This window comes from Anabaena sp. TISTR 8404, assembly GCF_056847745.1.
This window is the reverse complement of the sequence record NZ_CP180578.1, coordinates 4,697,914-4,714,978: the sequence shown is the minus strand read 5'-3', so window position 1 is coordinate 4,714,978 and position 17,065 is coordinate 4,697,914. Positions and strand designations below refer to the sequence as shown.

The window sequence follows — 17,065 nt, the reverse complement described above, 5'->3', positions numbered from 1 at the left end:
ATGGTGGGCATTGTCCACCATTCCCTTTTGTTAGTAAATTGAGGCCATTTATGAAACAACATAGCCAGCAAAGTTTGAGTAAAACAACTTGTGAATGGTTAATAGCAAACAATTACAATCCTGAAGATTTAAATCAGCCTGGAGAAAATGGTGATACAGCTTTGATGAAAGCGACCAGAGAAGGTAATTACTCAGTCGTTCAAGAATTGATTAGTGCAGGCGCAGATATTAATACCACAAATAATGATAAGAACAATGCTTTATGGTTTGCTTGCTTTGGAAATCATTATGAATTAATTAATTTGCTGCTAGAAATGAAAATAAATATCGATAACCAAAACGATAATGGTGCAACAGTTTTAATGTATGCAGCTTCAGCAGGCAAGGCAAAAGTTGTCAAGTTACTTTTACAACACCATCCCAATTTGAATTTAAAAAACTTAGATGATTACAAAGCTATAGATTTTGCTAGTACTATCGAAGTTTTAAGGATGCTGAAAGATGCTGAAAAATGATTTATTTAGCAAAAACTTTCATCAAGCAACTAAACATTCTTACCTATCCGTGCAGCTTGATCCTAATTATGTAGACCCGACAACTCAACCATCCGCTTTTAAGCAATATCCAAAATTTTATCGCAGGTTGCAACTAAATCTCAATGATTCAATCCATTCATTTATTTACTTAACAAGTGCAATTACACTAGAAAAAACATATAAGGATGTAGCCTATAAACTACGTGTTAATCCTTCTGCTGGTGGGTTATATCCTACAGAGATTTATGTACAAATTCGTGGAATGCCTGAAATAGTCGATGGCATATACCATCTAGAAGTTGAGAATAATTGTCTAACACTCATCTATGAGTTAATAGATGATGGCTTAGAAAGTTATATTATACCGGGTAAATGTATCAAGGGAATCATTTTTTTAATTAGTTGCGTTTATTATAGGTCTAGTTGGAAATATAAAAACAGAAGTCTGAGATATTGCTTTTTAGATAGCGGACACCATTTGGGTACAATTGCCGCATCAGCTTATCTCCATGACAAAAATATCCAGCTAATTTTCGATTTTGATAAGTTAGCTCTTAATTCAGACTTAGGTTTTGAGAATAAAGAGTTTGTGACTGCTTGTGTTTTATGTGGGGAAGTAGAAGAAAAGAATGTGAGATGCTTAAGGCTAAAAGTACCTTTTGTTTGTGGCACAGATTATTTTGAAGCTAATCAATTTATTGAAGATAGCTATCAAGTAACTGCTTTACAAAAGAGTTCAAAACAACAGCTAGAGCATCCAAAATTTGAGTTTGACAAGGACAAATTTTATCAAACTGTTTGGCATAGACGTTCAAATAGACGTTTCCGGAAACAGTTGATTTCTCAAGAAGATTATTTCAGAATATTGCAACAACTAAACCAACCAAGTCCTACAGAAAGTTGTGAAGCAATAAAAGTTTATTCAGTCGTGCATCGAGTTGAGGGGATATCCCCTGGGTTATATCAAGACAACCATCTAATAAAAAGTGGCGATTTTAGTGAAAATACTGGTTATTTATGCATTAATCAAGCTATAGCTCGTGATTGTGCAGTAACTTTATTTTTTGTGTCCGACCATACAAATTATCAAACCGTTATGCAGTTAGCAGGTTTTTTAGGACACAGAGTTTACCTGAGTAGCAATTACTTAGGGATACAATGTAGCGGAATTGGTGCTTTTTATGACGATGAAACCCAGAGTTTCTTAGAAACAACAATGGATATCCTCTACGCAATAGCTATTGGCATTTAAGTAGTTTTGTAAGTAGAGATGGCTAGGTATATGTATTGTTTCAATGATGATTACCGTCCAATGCAACTGACATCGGCAGATATTATTTTGCGCCAACAACTAGAGCATTCTATTAGTAAATACTTTTACGAAGCATGCGATCGCACTATTCAAAATCTTATATCTAGTTGCCGATGGTATGTCACAACCGATGCCAGCGCAATGACATTAGTCATCGAATGTCCCGACCAAGTTACCAACTGGCGAGTTCTACAACAAATTGTACCAATGGGGACATTACTCCAAACAATTGTGAGCAGTGCAAAAATCCGTGTTTGTCCTCCCGAAAGCCAAGGTATACCTTTTGAAATGAGGGTAGATGAACTTGCTGTTTACCGTGACATGGCTGGCTAAAAAAATGCGTGAATGAGGAGAGTAGGAAACGACAATTGACTATTGACCCTTCGGGTTCGTCAGTTGCTCATGGGGGAAACCCCCAAGCCAAGACCGCACTGACTCACCATTGACCATTGACCAATTACCAATAATTGCAACTACCTCTTCAAAAACCAGGTCAGCAGAATGTTTAACCACAGGACTTAACTCCAGTCCAAAACCAAGATTTGCCGCCTCTATTAAATAAACAGTCACATCTTTAGGAAATTCATCCTGAAATATTTTCCTTCCGGCGGCTAATGCATTATCCCAACGAAAATCATGCAAGTTATAACTAGGTTCCGGTAAAGCTTCCAATTCTTTGCCTGGAACCTTAAATATTGCACCCGCTTCAGAATTAGTTGAACTAGCATCAATAACTACTAATTGTTTGCTACCTCTAGCTTGAAACATAACCTCCATCCCTGCGGTTCCACAGTCATACACGCGCACATTGGGGTGAGGATTTTTGGCTAGGTATTGTTGTAAGCGTTGGGCAATAATTACACCTACAGCATCGTCGCAGCGATTGAGATTTCCGCATCCAATAATAGTTAGCATAAAATGGAGCAATTATAAGTAAAAAAAGACACCGAATATTGATGGCAAAGGTTAAAGGCCCTCTCTGTTTTGAAAACTGGAAGGCAAAAGGACAAGTAAAAAGCTGGAGCAGTATTTGTGAGTATCCTCTATTTTCTGATGCACACATTGCTCGTGAAGAGCCTAAACAGATAGGCCCATACAAACTAATTGACGCCATTAGAATTACAGAAGATACGAAAACCCCCTTAATGATTTTAAGAATAGAAGATTACTATGATCCATTTTATGATTCAGATATTCAATCTGATACAAAAAATACTTCTAGCCGCTATCATGGAGGCTCAATAGCAGAAGAGATTGCATCTTTAATTTCTTTATGTTTAGGTATTCGTTTAAAAGCAGGTTTAATTAGTAGACAATTTACAAGAAATGGCGACCCATTAGGGTTTATTGCTTCATGGGATTCTAATATAAATCCTACTTTGTTAGTATCTGACATAAGATACCCTATCTTACCAAACTTTAAACGAACTATAGACCTAGCAGGTGTTATGAGAATAGCAAAACTTCCTCAAATGTCTGAAGAAGATGCTAATGCACTAGTTCGTTCTGCCAGAATGTATCAGGATGGTGTTTGGATAGCGGAATCAGAACCAGAACTTGCATGGCTAATGCTAGTTTCGGCAGTAGAGACTGCTGCCGGATATTGGCGTAAACAATCTGAATCGCCTATTGAACGATTTAAATCATACCAACCTGCTCAAGATTTGATTCCAATTTTAGAATGTGCTGGTGGCCACGAGTTGGTTGAGACTGTCGCAAATGCTTTAGTAGACTATATGGGCGCTACAAAAAAGTTTGTTGACTTTATGATTGAGTTTAAGCCAGAGCCTCCCGATGAAAGGCCAAGTGGAAATTATCAAATTTCTTGGAGAGATAATGAATTGAGCAAGATTTTTAAAACAATTTATAGATTAAGGTCACAAGCGCTACATAGTGGCGTACCTTTTCCAAAACCAATCTGTATGCCTCCAGATCGTTTAGAAAATAATAGATTTGCAGAGAAACCAGTAGCATCAGGAGCAATTATTAGTACTATTAATGCGTCTTGGAAGGCTAAAGATTTTCCAATATTTTTTCATACTTTTGAATATTTAGCAAGAAATACATTATTGAATTGGTGGGATTCGATTTTAAAAGGTAGCATTACCTCTAGCTAGTGACAGCACAAAGGCTCTGTCTCATGGCACAGACAAAGCCTCTGAATAGTTAACAAATAACCGCAACTTAGAACGTTACATTATATTTATCAGCAAGTTCAGATAGCTTTTCATACTGCTGAATGGCTGCTTCTGTGATTAACTTTTGTGCTTCCTCTGGAGTTGTGCCATTTTCCGGGATTAAATACTTGACATACAGGGCAATAAAATCAGCCATAATTGCCGAACCTATCAAATCATGACTATCAGCTTCTTGACCAGCCATTGTAGCTACTAGACCCGCTTTAATTGGATCTGGCTTGACTTTCATAAACTGATCAATCAGTTGCCAAATATACTCATTTGGTATTAAGTTTTCTAACTTGGTTGTGTCTGGCATGAATTCTATACCTGCGGCTTTTGACTGCTCTAAAACACACCATTCTGTAAATTCTTGTAGCGCTGGTTCAGGAAGTTTGGGAAGATATTTGTGTAGTTCTAAATCAGACACAGGCTTACCTTATAAATTTCAGGTTTGTTGAACTGTATTAAGGCAAGCCTAACGCACTGTTTATAAAGGTTTTGGTGTGATACGCTACGGCTATTGAATAATATAGTTAGACGACTAAATCTAGATAGAGTGTCTACAGTCTATTTGTCATATAAATTTTTGATCAAAAAAGTAACCATTAATTTTTAATGTGAGTTCTGTCAGTAGCAGAACAATAAACTTGGGCGTTTATAGAAAGTTGGAAATGTTCTATCAGCGTTTTGTGAAGTTAGACTGGTTAAGCAATAGGCAAAACTGCATAAAGAAGCCATGAGTTTTGGTAGACACTTGCTAAATATGTGAATTATAATGAAGTTACTACACAACATACATAAGTAACAAACAATTTATGCGCTTAAAAAGATGGGAATCTCCCCGTAGAGAAGGTAGAAATGATAAAGGCAAAGGCGGTTCCGCAAGAAAGCGGCAGCTAAAGAAGCAAAGACAAATGCTACGACAAAGACTAAAAGAAAATAATCAATCAGACAACAAAAAAGGGGGAAGAAAAATAATTCTTCTCCCTTTTTTAGTTCATGCTTGCAATTTTAATTAATCAGGTGTTTCAAAACGCGCATAAACAACTAACAACATACTCTTAAGCGTATTGCTTAACTTTTGTACCACTTCAATTCATGATTGCGACACATTGATTCTGGTAGAGCTTAGGAAAACCTATCCATAGTACCGTATTCTTTTTTAAATCAGTATTTATTCTGTTTTATTTCAAAAATTTCAGTCTGATTCTAACTTATCAAATTAATTTATTTATAAAAAAAAATTATTAATCAATGCATCCTAGCCTATTAATTTAAATATAGTTAGTTAAGATAAATACTCTTGAAGTGTCTTGACATTAAAAAAAATGGTTAAATTTACAATATAATTTTTCTAACACAAACATTCTTACGTAAGAGTATTGGAATAGTAATGTAATGTTTGCGTAAACTAATTACTGGAAAAATATAAAGTAAATATAAAGTTTGACATATTGATGTAATTAAAGTTTAGTTAACTAGTAAGCTAATTTACGGTTGTAATTTTTTTTGAAAAGAATTCAGCAAACAGTAAATTTGCTGAAAAACTATTTTATATTCATGTGTTCTCGGGTAAAAATGCTACAAGCTCAAAAAAGAGTCAAGATTCATCTAATTGGCTCACGTAAACATTGAGAGTGCCTGAGGTAATCTGTTGCTATTTTGCTATTTATCTTTGACACAAGGAGTGAGCTATGGTAGCAGAAGTTCTTCTGCCTACACAAAAAGTACTTGATTTCCCTATTACTGCCTTACGCTTTGAGGATCAGATACAAACAATTTTAAAATGGGCGATCGCTCAAGAAAGCAGAACTGTGTGTGTAGCAAATGTACACATGCTCATGGAAGCACACTGGAATCCAGATTTCGCTAACGTACTGAAAAATTCAGATATGGTCACTCCTGATGGTATGCCTTTAGTCTGGATGATGCGCCATATGGGATCTCGTTATCAAGATCGCGTAGCGGGGATGGATATTTTTGTTGAGACATGTCAGTACGCACAGACACACAATATTAGTGTTTTTTTTGTAGGTTCACAAACTGAAATTCTTGCCAAAATGCGAACAAGATTAGAGCAAGAATTTCCACAACTGGAAATAGTAGGTATGGAACCTTTACCCTTCCGCCCACTAACGGAAACTGAAGATGAAGTGTTAATCAATAAAATCAACTCCAGTGGTGCGCGTGTAGTCTGGGTATCTTTGGGATGTCCGAAACAAGAAAAGTGGATGGCTCAACACAAAGGTAAAATTCGCGCAGTCATGATTGGAGTAGGTGGCGTTTTCCCTGTATATGCTGGAATCCAAAAACGCGCCCCCCGTATAGTACGAGACCTAGGACTAGAATGGCTCTATCGTTGGATTCAAGAACCGCGCCGACTTTGGCGGCGCTATGCAACAACAATTCCTGCTTTTGTATGGTTAGCTGCTAAACAGCTACTTTCATCAAGTCGTATTGCAGGTGTATTCCTCAATAGTACTGGAGATTAAAAAAACAGATATTCATACTAAAAGGTAAGAAATTTTGCAACAAAAACTAAATAGCTATTTTTTGTGAAAGTAAGTGAATGAGATATCGGCTATTTTAATTCGCAAAATGAAGGATATATTACATGAATATTTTTTTAAATAGCTGCAATAAATAGTAAACACATTACATCTATTTTATTTTCAATAACAATGTGTAGTAAATATTTTAGTTTCTATTAATTTGAAATTATTGCTGAATGTGTTGTTAAACTTTTTCTGTATTTTCGCAGGTTAAATCTATAATGCAATCATCGCCAGAAACATCAAATTTACGGCAACAGGCAGTTAAAGCTGTAGTTTGGTCAGCAATTGAAAGTTGGGGAAGTCAGGTAATTTCCTTTGGTGTTTTCTTAGTTCTCACCCGTCTACTTGATCCTCAAGCTTTTGGCTTGGTTGCTTTAGCTAGTGTGTTTCTTGGCTTTATTCAACTTTTCTTAGATCAAGGATTATCTACAGCAATTGTTCAGCGTAAAGAAGTAGAACCTGAACATTTGGATACTGCATTCTGGACAAATATTAGTATAAGTATACTATTAACTATACTGAGCATTGTTTGTGCTGATTCTGTAGCAGAATTTTTCAAGCAACCAGATATAACACCTATAATTCGCTGGTTATCCCTCAGCTTCTTATTCAGTGCTTTTAGTAGCGTTCAATATGCAATTTTGCAACGGAACCTAGCTTTTAAAGCTATTGCAATACGTACATTAGTAGCTGTGATATTTGGTGGAATAGTTGGTTTGACTATGGTGTACATGGGATTTGGTGTATGGAGCTTGATAGGCCAGCAGTTAGCCAACGGTTTAGTAAAAGTTTTAACTTTATGGGGAGTAAGTAATTGGAGACCTCGCTTTAATATCTCTGCAAAGCATTTTAAAGAGTTATTTAGTTTTGGTATTAATGAAGTCGGTTTTAATGTATTTAACTTTTTTAGTCGTCGTGGAGATGATTTTTTAATTGGTTATTTTCTAGGGCCAACTGCTCTTGGCTATTACAGTGTAGCCTACCGTATATTAATAGTGATGACTCAGCTTTTGATAAGTGTAACAAGCAAAGTTGCTTTGCCTACATTTTCTAGACTTCAGCAAGAGCCTGAACGTATGAGGCGTGCTTTTTATACTATCACTCAACTATCTAGTGTTGTTGCTTTTCCAATATTTCTAAGCATTGCGGCTCTATCTCCTGAATTGATAAAAACAATATTTGGTAGTAAATGGTTGCCTAGTATACCAATAATGAGTGTCCTCTCATTAGTAGGACTTCTTCAATCAGTTTCTTTTTTCAACAATTCAGTTATCCTGGCGATGGGTAAGCCAGCTTGGAGACTTTGGTTGACAGTGTTTAACTCTGTTGCCAATGTATTAGCTTATGCTCTTGTAGTTCAATGGGGAATACTTGCTGTTGCATCATCTTACGTTATTCGTGCTTATCTCTTTTCACCTATTCCTGTTTGGATGATTCACAAGCTAATTAGAATTAACGTAAGTGTTTATCTAAAACAATACCTTACTCCTTTAATTAGTTCTGTAGTTATGCTTGTTGTAATGTTTGGATTGAAAATTTTTCTAGAAAATATATTTAGCTTATATGTAGTATTGCCCATTTGCTTTATAGTTGGTTTTGGAATTTATGTACTAATGATTCGTCTGATAGATCCCAAAATTTTTCAATATATTTTAGATTTAGTGCGTATTCCTTTTAAATCAAAAAAAGAAATTGTTAATTAAACATAAATGTAAAAATCAGTTATTAACGCAAGATTAACAATAATAAAAATAAACTGATTCAAATTATTTAGGTAATTCATTATGTACGCTACTAGTAATTCTCAAAAAATCAAGAAACTAGTCAAATTAATAGTGCCACAGGATTTAATAAATACGATTGTTATCGTAATCAATAAACAAAAAAATAAATTAACATACTTTTTATTAAAATTAGCTGTAAAATCAGAATTTTTAAGCTCATTATATTACGGGTTGTTTTCAAAAGCTTTTGCGAAAGAACATTTTGGTTGCATATATGGTCAGTTAAAATATTTAGAAGAATCTCAAACTCCCAAAGAAAGTCAATACCGTTTAAGACGTAATATTCATCGTTTGGAAAAAGGCTTGCTAATGCGGCCTAGACGTAACATCTTTGCAGTAGACTACATAACTGAAACTTTCCACAGCTATGAAAAAGTTTTAGGGGCAAGTGATATTTCTACAGATTCAAGTGAACTAACTTGGGCTTACGATGTATTGTTAGAGTATTTTACAGTGGTTGGCTCTCATCCGATAATTGATGAGGTGAGAAAAAAGTTTTTCGCTCTAAAGTCCATAACTAAAGCAGAAGTTTCTCGCATTCCTTACAAACGAGATATTAGTAAACCTTGTTCGGTAAGTTATGAAAATTTACTAGAGCTTTCTCATAGACGTAGATCTGTACGTTGGTATTTGCAAAAGCCTGTACCAAGAGAATTGATAGATAAAGCAGTTGCAATAGCTGCTCTTTCTCCAAGTGCCTGTAATAGACAACCCTTTGAATTTAGAATCTTTGATGAGCCAGAAATTGTTAAAAAAGTAGCATCTATCCCAATGGGAACTCAAGGTTTTAGCCACAACTTTCCTGTAGTTGTAGTTGTAGTCGGTAAGTTGAGAGCATACTTTAGCGAGAGAGACCGTCATGTAATTTATATTGATGGTTCTCTTGCCTCAATGTCTTTTATGTACGCTTTAGAGACATTAGGACTTAGTTCATGTCCAATTAATTGGCCTGATATCGCTCAAAAGGAAAGAGAAATGGCTCAATTACTTAAACTAGAGCCTGATGAGCGTCCTATCATGTTAATTTCTTTAGGATATCCTGATCCAGATGGAATGGTGGCTTATTCACAAAAAAAATCTCTTAATCAGCTTTGTAGATACAACTAAAGATTTATAAATTTGGTTGTCGTATAAAAATCACTTAAAAACTTTTAATCTGGAGAAAAAAATGATTGTTGAAATTAGAGGAGTAAATTTTAACAATAAGGGAGCCGAGCTAATGCTTTACGCAGTTGTACAAAAGCTCCAAGAATGGGATAAGGAAAACATCGTAGCAATTCGTCCTAAAATTGGAAAATATTCCCAGAGGTCTAAGGTTGGATTATATCAACTTCTGTACACAGACAAAAAAATTCCTTTCATCAACTCAATAATTGATTCAATTGTTAACATAGCTCCTCATTCATTGAGAAATTCATTAGGATTACTCACCTACTCAGATATTGATGCAGTTTTAGATGCTTCAGGTTTTAACTATTCTGATCAATGGGGCTTACAAAGAACATTTGTGATGGCAGAACTTGCAAAGAGATGTAAAAAGCAAGGCAAAAAAGTTATTTTATTGCCACAAGCTTTTGGCCCTTTTGAGAATGTACAAATTAGGGACGCATTTTTAGGTATATTGAATAATGCTGATTTAGTTTTTCCTCGAGATAAAATTTCTTATCAATATTTAATCAACTTAGGCGTAAATCACTCAGGCATTAAAATAGCACCTGATTTTACAAATCTAGTTAAAGGGCGTATACCTGATTATTTTAATACTGATAGTAAACGTGCCTGCATAGTACCTAATAGCAGAATGCTTGATAAAACTTCAGAAGATATACAATCAAATTATATTTCCTTTTTAGAGACTTGTATAAATTTTTTCAATTATTTACAATTGAAGCCATTTATTTTAATTCACGAAGTTACTGATAGCAATTTACTATCACAGCTAAAATCTAAATTTGGAGAATCAGTAGAATACATTGTAGAAGTTGATCCTTTATATATTAAAGGTATACTTGGTAAATGCCATGTAGTAGTTAGTTCGAGATTCCACGGTTTAGTTAGCGCTCTTTCGCAAGGAGTTCCGTGTTTAGCGACTGGATGGAGTCATAAATATCAAATGTTACTTGAAGACTACAACTGTGCAGAATGTTTGGTTTCTCCACTTGATGCAAAAGAAGAAGTAATCCAGAAGCTCAAATTAATTACAGATGAATCAACTCGTTCTGCTATAGTTAAAAATTTAAATGAAGCAAGTGCAAGACAAAAACAGTTAGCTTGTGATATGTGGGATGAAGTGTATGCTGTTTTAAATACTTAATTAAAGATAGCAAACTACAAGTATGGAAATTAAAGAGGCTGCATGAATATGCAAGGGGAAAACCATCTTAATGTATCAAATAATTTTGTTTCAGTAATAATTCCTGTTTTCAATGATCCTGAACGATTAGCAACTTGCTTAACAGCTTTGGAGAAACAAACATATCCTAAAGAACTATATGAAGTCATTGTGATTGACAATGGCTCTAAAGAAAGTATAGAGAATGTAGTTGGTAAATTTAGCCAAGCGAGAGCGGCTTATGAGTCCCGTCTTGGTTCCTACGCAGCTCGTAACAAAGGCATTTCTCTTGCTAAAGGGGATATTCTCGCTTTTACAGATGCTGACTGTATCCCAGTACCACATTGGATAGAGAAAGGCGTAGAAACGCTCCAGAGTACACCAGAGTGTGGCATGGTTGCTGGTAAGGTAGAGATTTTTTTTAAAAATCCTAGTAAGCCAACAGGTGTGGAACTATACGACAAAATCGAAATGGCTATTCCACAACAAAAGTTTATTGAAGAAAGTAATTTTGGTGCCACTGCTAATATTTTTACTTATAAAAAAGTTATCGAAGATGTCGGTTTATTTAATGATACGTTAAAATCTGCTGGTGATAGAGAATGGGGTAAACGTGTATTTTTAGCTGGTTATAAACAAGTATATTCAGATGCTGCATGTGTTTATCATCCTGCTAGATACTCTTTAAAGGAATTATATAAAAGAGCCACTCGGATTGATGGTGGAAAATATGATTTAGTTAAATCACAAGGTTTGAATAAAAATTTTACAAAAGCGTTAGCTAACGATTTATTTTTTTCAATATTTCCACCTTTTAGAAGCTTGGTTCGGATATGGAAAAACGAAAAACTGCCAAACTCTAAACAAAAAATTCAACTTATACAAGTTACTATTTTTCTGAGCTATCTACGTGCTTGGGAAAGAGTAAGAATAAAATTAGGTGGTCATTCCAGAAGATGGTAGTTAAAATATTTTACTACTAAAAATTATTTTTTATTGTTAAGTATATTGCATTTTAAATTAATAATTATGATTTTTTATGTCTAAACTAGTTTCTGTAATTATCCCTTGTTTTAATGCAGAAAAATGGATAAAAGAAGCAATAGATAGCTGTTTAAATCAAAGCTATCCAGTAATAGAAATTATTGTTATTGATGATGGTTCAACAGATAATTCTTTAGAAATTATTAAAAGTTATGGTAATAAAATTATATGGGAAACTGGATTAAATAAAGGAGGAAATTACGCAAGAAACAGAGGATTTGCTTTAGCAAAAGGTGAATATATCCAATATTTAGATGCAGATGATTACATATTACCTAAAAAAATAGAAAATCAAGTTCGCTTCTTAGAAGATACTGGTGCTGATGTTGTTTACGGCGATTGGAGACATCAAAGGCATCTACCTGATGGAAAAATTATTTTAGAAGATATAAAAGTTTCTGGCGTACAAGCAGACATTTTAGAGTCTCTACTAGCAGATTGGTGGGTTTCTCCTGCTTGTTTATTGTTTACAAGAGCATCTGTAGAAAAAACTGGCGGTTGGGATGAAAATTTAAAGGCTGGGCAAGATAGAGACTTTTTTATTTCTGTAGTAATGACTGGGGCAAATGTTGCCTATCAACCAGGTTGTGATTCTATCTACAGACGCTATGGAAATGTCACGGTTTCTACTTCTTCTAAAGTTAGGTATTTGGAAAATCACCTCTACATTATCAAAAAAGTAGAGCAAAAGCTTATAGAAATGGATAAATTATCAAATAAATATAGTTATGCTTTAGCTCAATCATATTTTAGAATTGCGAGGGGTTACTTGCATACTGATTACGCAAAATATTTAAAATTTTTGGATAAAACTTTAACATTAGCACCAAATTTCAGGGCAAAAAGTTCTGATAGAACTGCTATTTTTCACATGGCTCAAAATATTTTTGGATTTAAAAATATTGAGGCAATTGTTGTATTTTATAAAAGAATGAAAAAACTATTAACCAATAAATTAAATAATATAAATGCGTCACAATTAGTTTAGTTAATACTTGCGATCGCCTAGTTTAATTAAATCAATCATTACTTTAATATATCAGTCAGCATCTCACCATGAATCAAATACTAAAAAAAGAGCCTTTAGTCAGTATCATCATCAATAATTATAACTACGAATGCTTTCTATCAGATGCAATTGACAGTGCTTTGAATCAGACATACTCATATATTGAAGTTGTTGTTGTTGATGATGGTTCTACTGACAATTCTAGGCAGCTAATTAATAGTTATGGTGACAAGATAATTAAAGTCTTTAAAGAAAATGGCGGTCAAGCATCAGCATTGAATGCAGGTTTTGCAGCTAGTAAAGGTGAGATTATTTGTTTCCTGGATGCTGATGATATTTTTTTACCTGAGAAAGTTACAGAAGTTGTTAATTCTTTTAATTCTGAAGCAAATGTAGATTGGTTTTTTCATGATTCTTGTCCAAAGAAAACAGAAGATATAGAAAAGCTTAAACCAAAATTTAATTTAACTATAGAAAATCAAGATAATTTAGATAAAATTAGATATATTGACTTTAGAAATAACATTTTAAATGCAGAATTACCAAACTTTACACCTTCTACATCTAACCTATGTTTTTCAAGAAACATCCTAAAGGAAATATTTCCCTTACCTGAAATTAAAGGTTTGTCTCATGTAGCTATTAGTGATGCTTATATAAAGTATTTAGCGGTTGGATTAGGTACAGGTTGTGCTACTAAAAAAAAATTAGGTATTTTTAGATTACATAATAATATATATTCAAACTCAAAGATTCCTTTAAATATTAGGAGAAAAATGTATTCTGAAATATCTATAATGACAGCTTATTATATGAGATATAAATTTCCCCAATTTTACAAGTTAAGTAATAAGCTTTTTTCTAAAGGATATGCAACTTATTTGACAGCTAAAAGTGATAACTTTAATTATGAAATGCAAATAAGGGATTATCTAGTAAAAAGTTCTTTTTTGGAAAAAATCAAAATTAATTTAAGAACGATTTTTTATTTAATCAAATTAAAATCTGGTAAGGGAATTGTTTAGAAAATTGAGGGTATAAACAATACATATTTCATTATTGATTGGGAATAGTTAGCTGTTTTTCCAAATGTTTATATGACAGACATCGACAGTAAATTTATTAAAATATTGTGTTTTAATTTATCTATCAGCCAGACATTTTATTCAAAAAATTATTTAATTCTCTTTTCAAAAAGTCTATTTAACTGAATTCAACTGACATTTAAGCATTTCCTTATGGATCAAAAAAATCATCCACTAGTCAGTATCATCATCAACAACTATAACTACGGACAGTTTTTACCAGAAGCTGTTGATAGTGCGTTAAATCAGACATACCCTAATGTAGAAGTGATTGTCGTTGATGATTGTTCTACTGATAATTCTCAAAAGATTATCTCCTCTTATGGTGATAGAGTTATACCAATATTTCATCAAGTCAACGGCAAACAGGCTGCTGCGTTCAACAGTGGATTTACTAAAAGTCAAGGAGACATTATTATTTTCCTGGATTCTGATGACTACCTTTATCCCTATGCTGTGGAACGCGTAGTTCTAGCTTGGAAACAAAATATCGCTAAAGTTCACTACCGTTTAACGGTTGTAGATAAAGATAGAAAACCTCTGGGATTTTCTTATCCACAAGGAGGTAAACCTTTAGATAGTGGTGAAGTGTGGCGAAATGTAGTAGAAAAAGCTACTTATGCTGGTGTGCCAACTAGTGGTAATGCTATCAGTCGTAAAGCTCTGACACAAGTTTTTCCCATTCCCAATGAATATAAGACAATGGCAGACGATTACTTGTCAGTCCTTATACCTTTACACGGTGAAGTAGTAGCTATAGAAGAATCTTTAGCAGCTTACCGAATTCATACTAGTAACCAATGGGCTTTGTTTGAAGTTACAGCTGCACGCTTTCGCAGGTTTGTGCAACATGGACAGCAGAGGTGCAAGCTTTTGGCACAAAAAGCACCAGAATTAGGCTATGAAGTACCACAAAATTTAGATTTAGAATTTTCTGGGCGTATATGGTTTCGCTTAGCTTCTTTACGCCTTGAGCCTCAAGAACATCCGATTGCTTCAGATAATCGACTGTCTCTAATTTACTGGGGAATTCGATCGCAATGGAAATCTTCAGACGCTAATTTCTTGAAAAGACTAATATACAGTCTAGGGTTTATTTGGGTAGGACTAATGCCATTACCTTTAGCAAAAACAGCAATTATTTGGTTGTTTGCACCGCAATTCCGCCCCAAAATCTTGAATAAAGTATTAAAAGTTCAGCATTAAGCGTAATCTCTAGGAGTAGTCATGCGAATCGCAATTCTTCGTAGGTCGCCACAAGTTTCTTTTAGTATGGATGTTTATGCTGATGGTTTAATCAGTGGACTGAAAACTGTTCGACCAACGTGGGAAATTGTAGAATTTGCACCAAAATCATACCAGTCTGATCAAAAAATTAGTGTTTGGTTGGTTGGACTATGGAAGTATTACGATCGCTATTGGCGCTATCCTAGTATGATCAAACAACAGAATCCTGATATCTTTCATATCATTGATCATAGTGATGGTCACTTAGTACGTTGGCTCAAAAGCAAATCTCAACCAGCAATAGTAACTTGCCATGATTTAATTAACTTATTTCAACCAGAAAATATCTACGGTCGGGCTACATTACCATTTATTAGTATGACTGCTTGGAAATACTCTATAAAAGGAATGGAGAAAGCAGATCATATCATCAGTGTTTCTTCTCACACAGCAAATGACATAATAAATAATTTAAAGATTACGACAGAGCGCATCACAGTTGTACCTGATGCAGTTGAATCAATATTTCGGTTACTACCACAAAAAGAAGTCGAATTGTTTCGAGAAAAAAATGGTATAAATTCAAATACATTGTGTTTACTCAATGTAGGCTCAAATCATCCACGTAAAAATATTTCTACTATTTTAAAAGTCCTCAAGATTTTGGTAGAAAAAGGGTTACCTATTTACTTTTGGAAAACAGGTGCTGATTTTACACCTGAGCAAAAAACATTTATTCAAACTCACAGTTTAGAAAATTACGTTGCCTATTTAGGCAAACCCGACAAAAACAAATTAGTTCAAATTTATAATGCAGCTGACATACTCATAGCTCCATCACTTTATGAGGGGTTTGGCATGACAATTCTCGAAGCTATGGCTTGTGGAACACCAGTTATTACTTCAAATGTGACATCATTACCAGAAGTGGCTGGTAATGCTGCTGTCTTAGTAGACCCGATGGATGTTGATGCAATGGTAAAAGCTGTATGTTGTATTTTTGAAAATTCAGCCTACCGTCAGTCGCTAATTGAAGCAGGCTTGGCAAGAGTCAAGCCTTTTACATGGGAAAATATTGCTGAACAAATTGCCCAAATTTATGAAAAAGTTTTGAACAAAAATTAATATTTTTACTTTTAGTTATTTATCCCAATTAACCAACATAAGCTCTAGCTATGCTCAATAATTCACAATTAACAATTCTTGTAAATAGCACAGACAGTTTTGAAGATTGCTGGCAGCCTTTTTTTACTCTCTTTGCCAAATATTGGTCTGATTGCCCTCATCCCATAGTATTAAATACTGAAACTAAAGTATTTAGTTATCCTGGGTTAAATATACAATGTTCTCAAGTAGGTTTGGATGATTTAAGTACAAGACCTAGTTGGAGTGATTGCTTAATTCGGTGTCTTGATCAAATTAACACAAAGTACATTCTTTATGTACAGGATGATTATTTTCTCAACGATTATGTAAATACCAGCATCCTCTATGATTTTCTCCAAATCATGGAATGTGAAGGCTATTCCCATATTCGTTTAAGAGAAACCTTGGGACTTGGCCCTTACCAACCATCATCTAAGTATCCTTTATTGTGGGAAATTCCTCAAAAAGCTAACTATCGCATTGGGTTGCAAGCTGGTCTGTGGGTAAAAGATAGACTAAGGTTTTATCTTCAACCAAATGAGACAGGTTGGCAGTTTGAGCGCTGGGGTAGTATTAGAGCGCGAAAAGTTAAAGATTCATTTTTCTGCCAAAATATTGATTACTTTAATGGTCAAAATAAATATATATTTCCTTATTACCCAACTGGCATTGTACAGGGTAAATGGTTAGAGCCGGCTGTAGTTGATCTATTCAAACAAAATCAAATAGACATTGACTATTCAATTAGAGGATTTTATCAATTAAATACACAACAAAAGCTTATACAGTTCCTGAAAAATAGGTCACGAAAATTATTAATGCGATACCTCGTACCATAAAATTTTAATTAATGAC

General features: G+C 34.2%; 17 protein-coding genes. 15 read left to right on the top strand and 2 right to left on the bottom strand.

The window, feature by feature from the left end; genetic code table 11:
- Window positions 1-50: 50 nt before the first annotated feature.
- From ACMX3D_RS20465 to ACMX3D_RS20455, 3 genes are read left to right on the top strand one after another with little or no spacing between them, the layout of a single operon-like run.
- Window positions 51-515: an ankyrin repeat domain-containing protein gene (locus ACMX3D_RS20465; protein ID WP_482752388.1), complete on the top strand. Its 465-nt coding sequence runs from the start codon at window positions 51-53 to the stop codon at window positions 513-515.
- Entirely contained in the window at window positions 502-1,788 is a 1,287-nt protein-coding gene (locus tag ACMX3D_RS20460; protein WP_482747677.1) for a nitroreductase family protein, read from the top strand. Before ACMX3D_RS20465 ends, ACMX3D_RS20460 begins: the two co-directional genes overlap by 14 nt.
- 18 nt (window positions 1,789-1,806) lie before the next feature.
- Complete coding sequence (locus ACMX3D_RS20455; RefSeq protein WP_482747676.1) at window positions 1,807-2,181, top strand: hypothetical protein; 375 nt, start codon at window positions 1,807-1,809, stop codon at window positions 2,179-2,181.
- A 39-nt stretch (window positions 2,182-2,220) separates the two neighbouring features.
- On the opposite strand, the gene ACMX3D_RS20450 is transcribed toward ACMX3D_RS20455, so the two are convergent.
- Window positions 2,221-2,763: a hydrogenase maturation protease gene (locus tag ACMX3D_RS20450; RefSeq protein ID WP_482747675.1), complete on the bottom strand. Its 543-nt coding sequence runs from the start codon at window positions 2,761-2,763 to the stop codon at window positions 2,221-2,223.
- 41 nt (window positions 2,764-2,804) lie between these two features.
- Between ACMX3D_RS20450 and ACMX3D_RS20445 the strand changes: the two genes are divergently transcribed.
- Window positions 2,805-3,965: a hypothetical protein gene (locus tag ACMX3D_RS20445; RefSeq protein ID WP_482747674.1), complete on the top strand. Its 1,161-nt coding sequence runs from the start codon at window positions 2,805-2,807 to the stop codon at window positions 3,963-3,965.
- Between the two features lie 67 nt (window positions 3,966-4,032).
- Here the strand turns inward: ACMX3D_RS20445 and ACMX3D_RS20440 are convergent, their stop codons facing one another.
- A complete protein-coding gene (locus ACMX3D_RS20440; protein WP_482747673.1) occupies window positions 4,033-4,455 on the bottom strand; it encodes a hypothetical protein in 423 nt (140 codons plus the stop codon).
- A gap of 388 nt (window positions 4,456-4,843) precedes the next feature.
- Here ACMX3D_RS20440 and ACMX3D_RS20435 point away from each other — a divergent pair, with 388 nt between their 5' ends.
- The 11 genes from ACMX3D_RS20435 to ACMX3D_RS20385 all read left to right on the top strand — a co-directional run bounded on the left by ACMX3D_RS20435 (window position 4,844) and on the right by ACMX3D_RS20385 (window position 17,049).
- On the top strand, window positions 4,844-5,047 hold the full coding sequence (locus tag ACMX3D_RS20435; RefSeq protein ID WP_482747672.1) for a hypothetical protein: 204 nt from the start codon (window positions 4,844-4,846) through the stop codon (window positions 5,045-5,047).
- Between the two features lie 675 nt (window positions 5,048-5,722).
- Window positions 5,723-6,520, top strand: coding sequence for a WecB/TagA/CpsF family glycosyltransferase (locus tag ACMX3D_RS20430; protein ID WP_482747671.1), 798 nt, complete (start codon window positions 5,723-5,725; stop codon window positions 6,518-6,520).
- A gap of 281 nt (window positions 6,521-6,801) precedes the next feature.
- The gene (locus ACMX3D_RS20425; RefSeq protein ID WP_482747670.1) at window positions 6,802-8,286 is read left to right on the top strand and encodes an MOP flippase family protein; all 1,485 of its coding nucleotides are present in this window, start codon (window positions 6,802-6,804) and stop codon (window positions 8,284-8,286) included.
- Window positions 8,287-8,367: 81 nt separating this feature from the next.
- Entirely contained in the window at window positions 8,368-9,474 is a 1,107-nt protein-coding gene (locus ACMX3D_RS20420; protein ID WP_482747669.1) for a nitroreductase family protein, read from the top strand.
- Between the two features lie 61 nt (window positions 9,475-9,535).
- Entirely contained in the window at window positions 9,536-10,681 is a 1,146-nt protein-coding gene (locus ACMX3D_RS20415) for a polysaccharide pyruvyl transferase family protein (RefSeq protein ID WP_482747668.1), read from the top strand.
- Window positions 10,682-10,723: 42 nt separating this feature from the next.
- Complete coding sequence (locus ACMX3D_RS20410; protein ID WP_482747667.1) at window positions 10,724-11,662, top strand: glycosyltransferase family 2 protein; 939 nt, start codon at window positions 10,724-10,726, stop codon at window positions 11,660-11,662.
- A 76-nt stretch (window positions 11,663-11,738) separates the two neighbouring features.
- A complete protein-coding gene (locus ACMX3D_RS20405; protein WP_482747666.1) occupies window positions 11,739-12,731 on the top strand; it encodes a glycosyltransferase in 993 nt (330 codons plus the stop codon).
- Window positions 12,732-12,799: 68 nt separating this feature from the next.
- Window positions 12,800-13,777, top strand: a complete 978-nt coding sequence (locus tag ACMX3D_RS20400) for a glycosyltransferase family 2 protein (RefSeq protein WP_482747665.1) — start codon at window positions 12,800-12,802, stop codon at window positions 13,775-13,777.
- 213 nt (window positions 13,778-13,990) lie between these two features.
- The gene (locus ACMX3D_RS20395) at window positions 13,991-15,043 is read left to right on the top strand and encodes a glycosyltransferase family 2 protein (RefSeq protein WP_482747664.1); all 1,053 of its coding nucleotides are present in this window, start codon (window positions 13,991-13,993) and stop codon (window positions 15,041-15,043) included.
- 21 nt (window positions 15,044-15,064) lie between these two features.
- Window positions 15,065-16,189: a glycosyltransferase family 4 protein gene (locus tag ACMX3D_RS20390; protein WP_482747663.1), complete on the top strand. Its 1,125-nt coding sequence runs from the start codon at window positions 15,065-15,067 to the stop codon at window positions 16,187-16,189.
- A gap of 50 nt (window positions 16,190-16,239) precedes the next feature.
- Window positions 16,240-17,049 carry a hypothetical protein gene (locus ACMX3D_RS20385; RefSeq protein ID WP_482747662.1) on the top strand — a complete coding sequence of 270 codons (810 nt, stop codon included), beginning with the start codon at window positions 16,240-16,242 and terminating at the stop codon, window positions 17,047-17,049.
- Window positions 17,050-17,065 lie beyond the last annotated feature (16 nt).

What these genes read in the sequence shown, in the direction of transcription:
- ACMX3D_RS20430 (WP_482747671.1), top strand. Translation starts at nt 5,723, where the DNA reads ATGGTAGCAGAAGTTCTTCTGCCTACACAAAAAGTACTTGATTTCCCT.
- ACMX3D_RS20445 (WP_482747674.1), top strand. Translation starts at nt 2,805, where the DNA reads ATGGCAAAGGTTAAAGGCCCTCTCTGTTTTGAAAACTGGAAGGCAAAA.
- ACMX3D_RS20395 (WP_482747664.1), top strand. Translation starts at nt 13,991, where the DNA reads ATGGATCAAAAAAATCATCCACTAGTCAGTATCATCATCAACAACTAT.
- ACMX3D_RS20460 (WP_482747677.1), top strand. Translation starts at nt 502, where the DNA reads ATGCTGAAAAATGATTTATTTAGCAAAAACTTTCATCAAGCAACTAAA.
- ACMX3D_RS20415 (WP_482747668.1), top strand. Translation starts at nt 9,536, where the DNA reads ATGATTGTTGAAATTAGAGGAGTAAATTTTAACAATAAGGGAGCCGAG.
- ACMX3D_RS20435 (WP_482747672.1), top strand. Translation starts at nt 4,844, where the DNA reads ATGCGCTTAAAAAGATGGGAATCTCCCCGTAGAGAAGGTAGAAATGAT.
- ACMX3D_RS20450 (WP_482747675.1), bottom strand. Translation starts at nt 2,763, where the DNA reads ATGCTAACTATTATTGGATGCGGAAATCTCAATCGCTGCGACGATGCT.
- ACMX3D_RS20455 (WP_482747676.1), top strand. Translation starts at nt 1,807, where the DNA reads ATGGCTAGGTATATGTATTGTTTCAATGATGATTACCGTCCAATGCAA.
- ACMX3D_RS20425 (WP_482747670.1), top strand. Translation starts at nt 6,802, where the DNA reads ATGCAATCATCGCCAGAAACATCAAATTTACGGCAACAGGCAGTTAAA.
- ACMX3D_RS20420 (WP_482747669.1), top strand. Translation starts at nt 8,368, where the DNA reads ATGTACGCTACTAGTAATTCTCAAAAAATCAAGAAACTAGTCAAATTA.
- ACMX3D_RS20410 (WP_482747667.1), top strand. Translation starts at nt 10,724, where the DNA reads ATGAATATGCAAGGGGAAAACCATCTTAATGTATCAAATAATTTTGTT.
- ACMX3D_RS20400 (WP_482747665.1), top strand. Translation starts at nt 12,800, where the DNA reads ATGAATCAAATACTAAAAAAAGAGCCTTTAGTCAGTATCATCATCAAT.
- ACMX3D_RS20385 (WP_482747662.1), top strand. Translation starts at nt 16,240, where the DNA reads ATGCTCAATAATTCACAATTAACAATTCTTGTAAATAGCACAGACAGT.
- ACMX3D_RS20465 (WP_482752388.1), top strand. Translation starts at nt 51, where the DNA reads ATGAAACAACATAGCCAGCAAAGTTTGAGTAAAACAACTTGTGAATGG.
- ACMX3D_RS20405 (WP_482747666.1), top strand. Translation starts at nt 11,739, where the DNA reads ATGTCTAAACTAGTTTCTGTAATTATCCCTTGTTTTAATGCAGAAAAA.
- ACMX3D_RS20390 (WP_482747663.1), top strand. Translation starts at nt 15,065, where the DNA reads ATGCGAATCGCAATTCTTCGTAGGTCGCCACAAGTTTCTTTTAGTATG.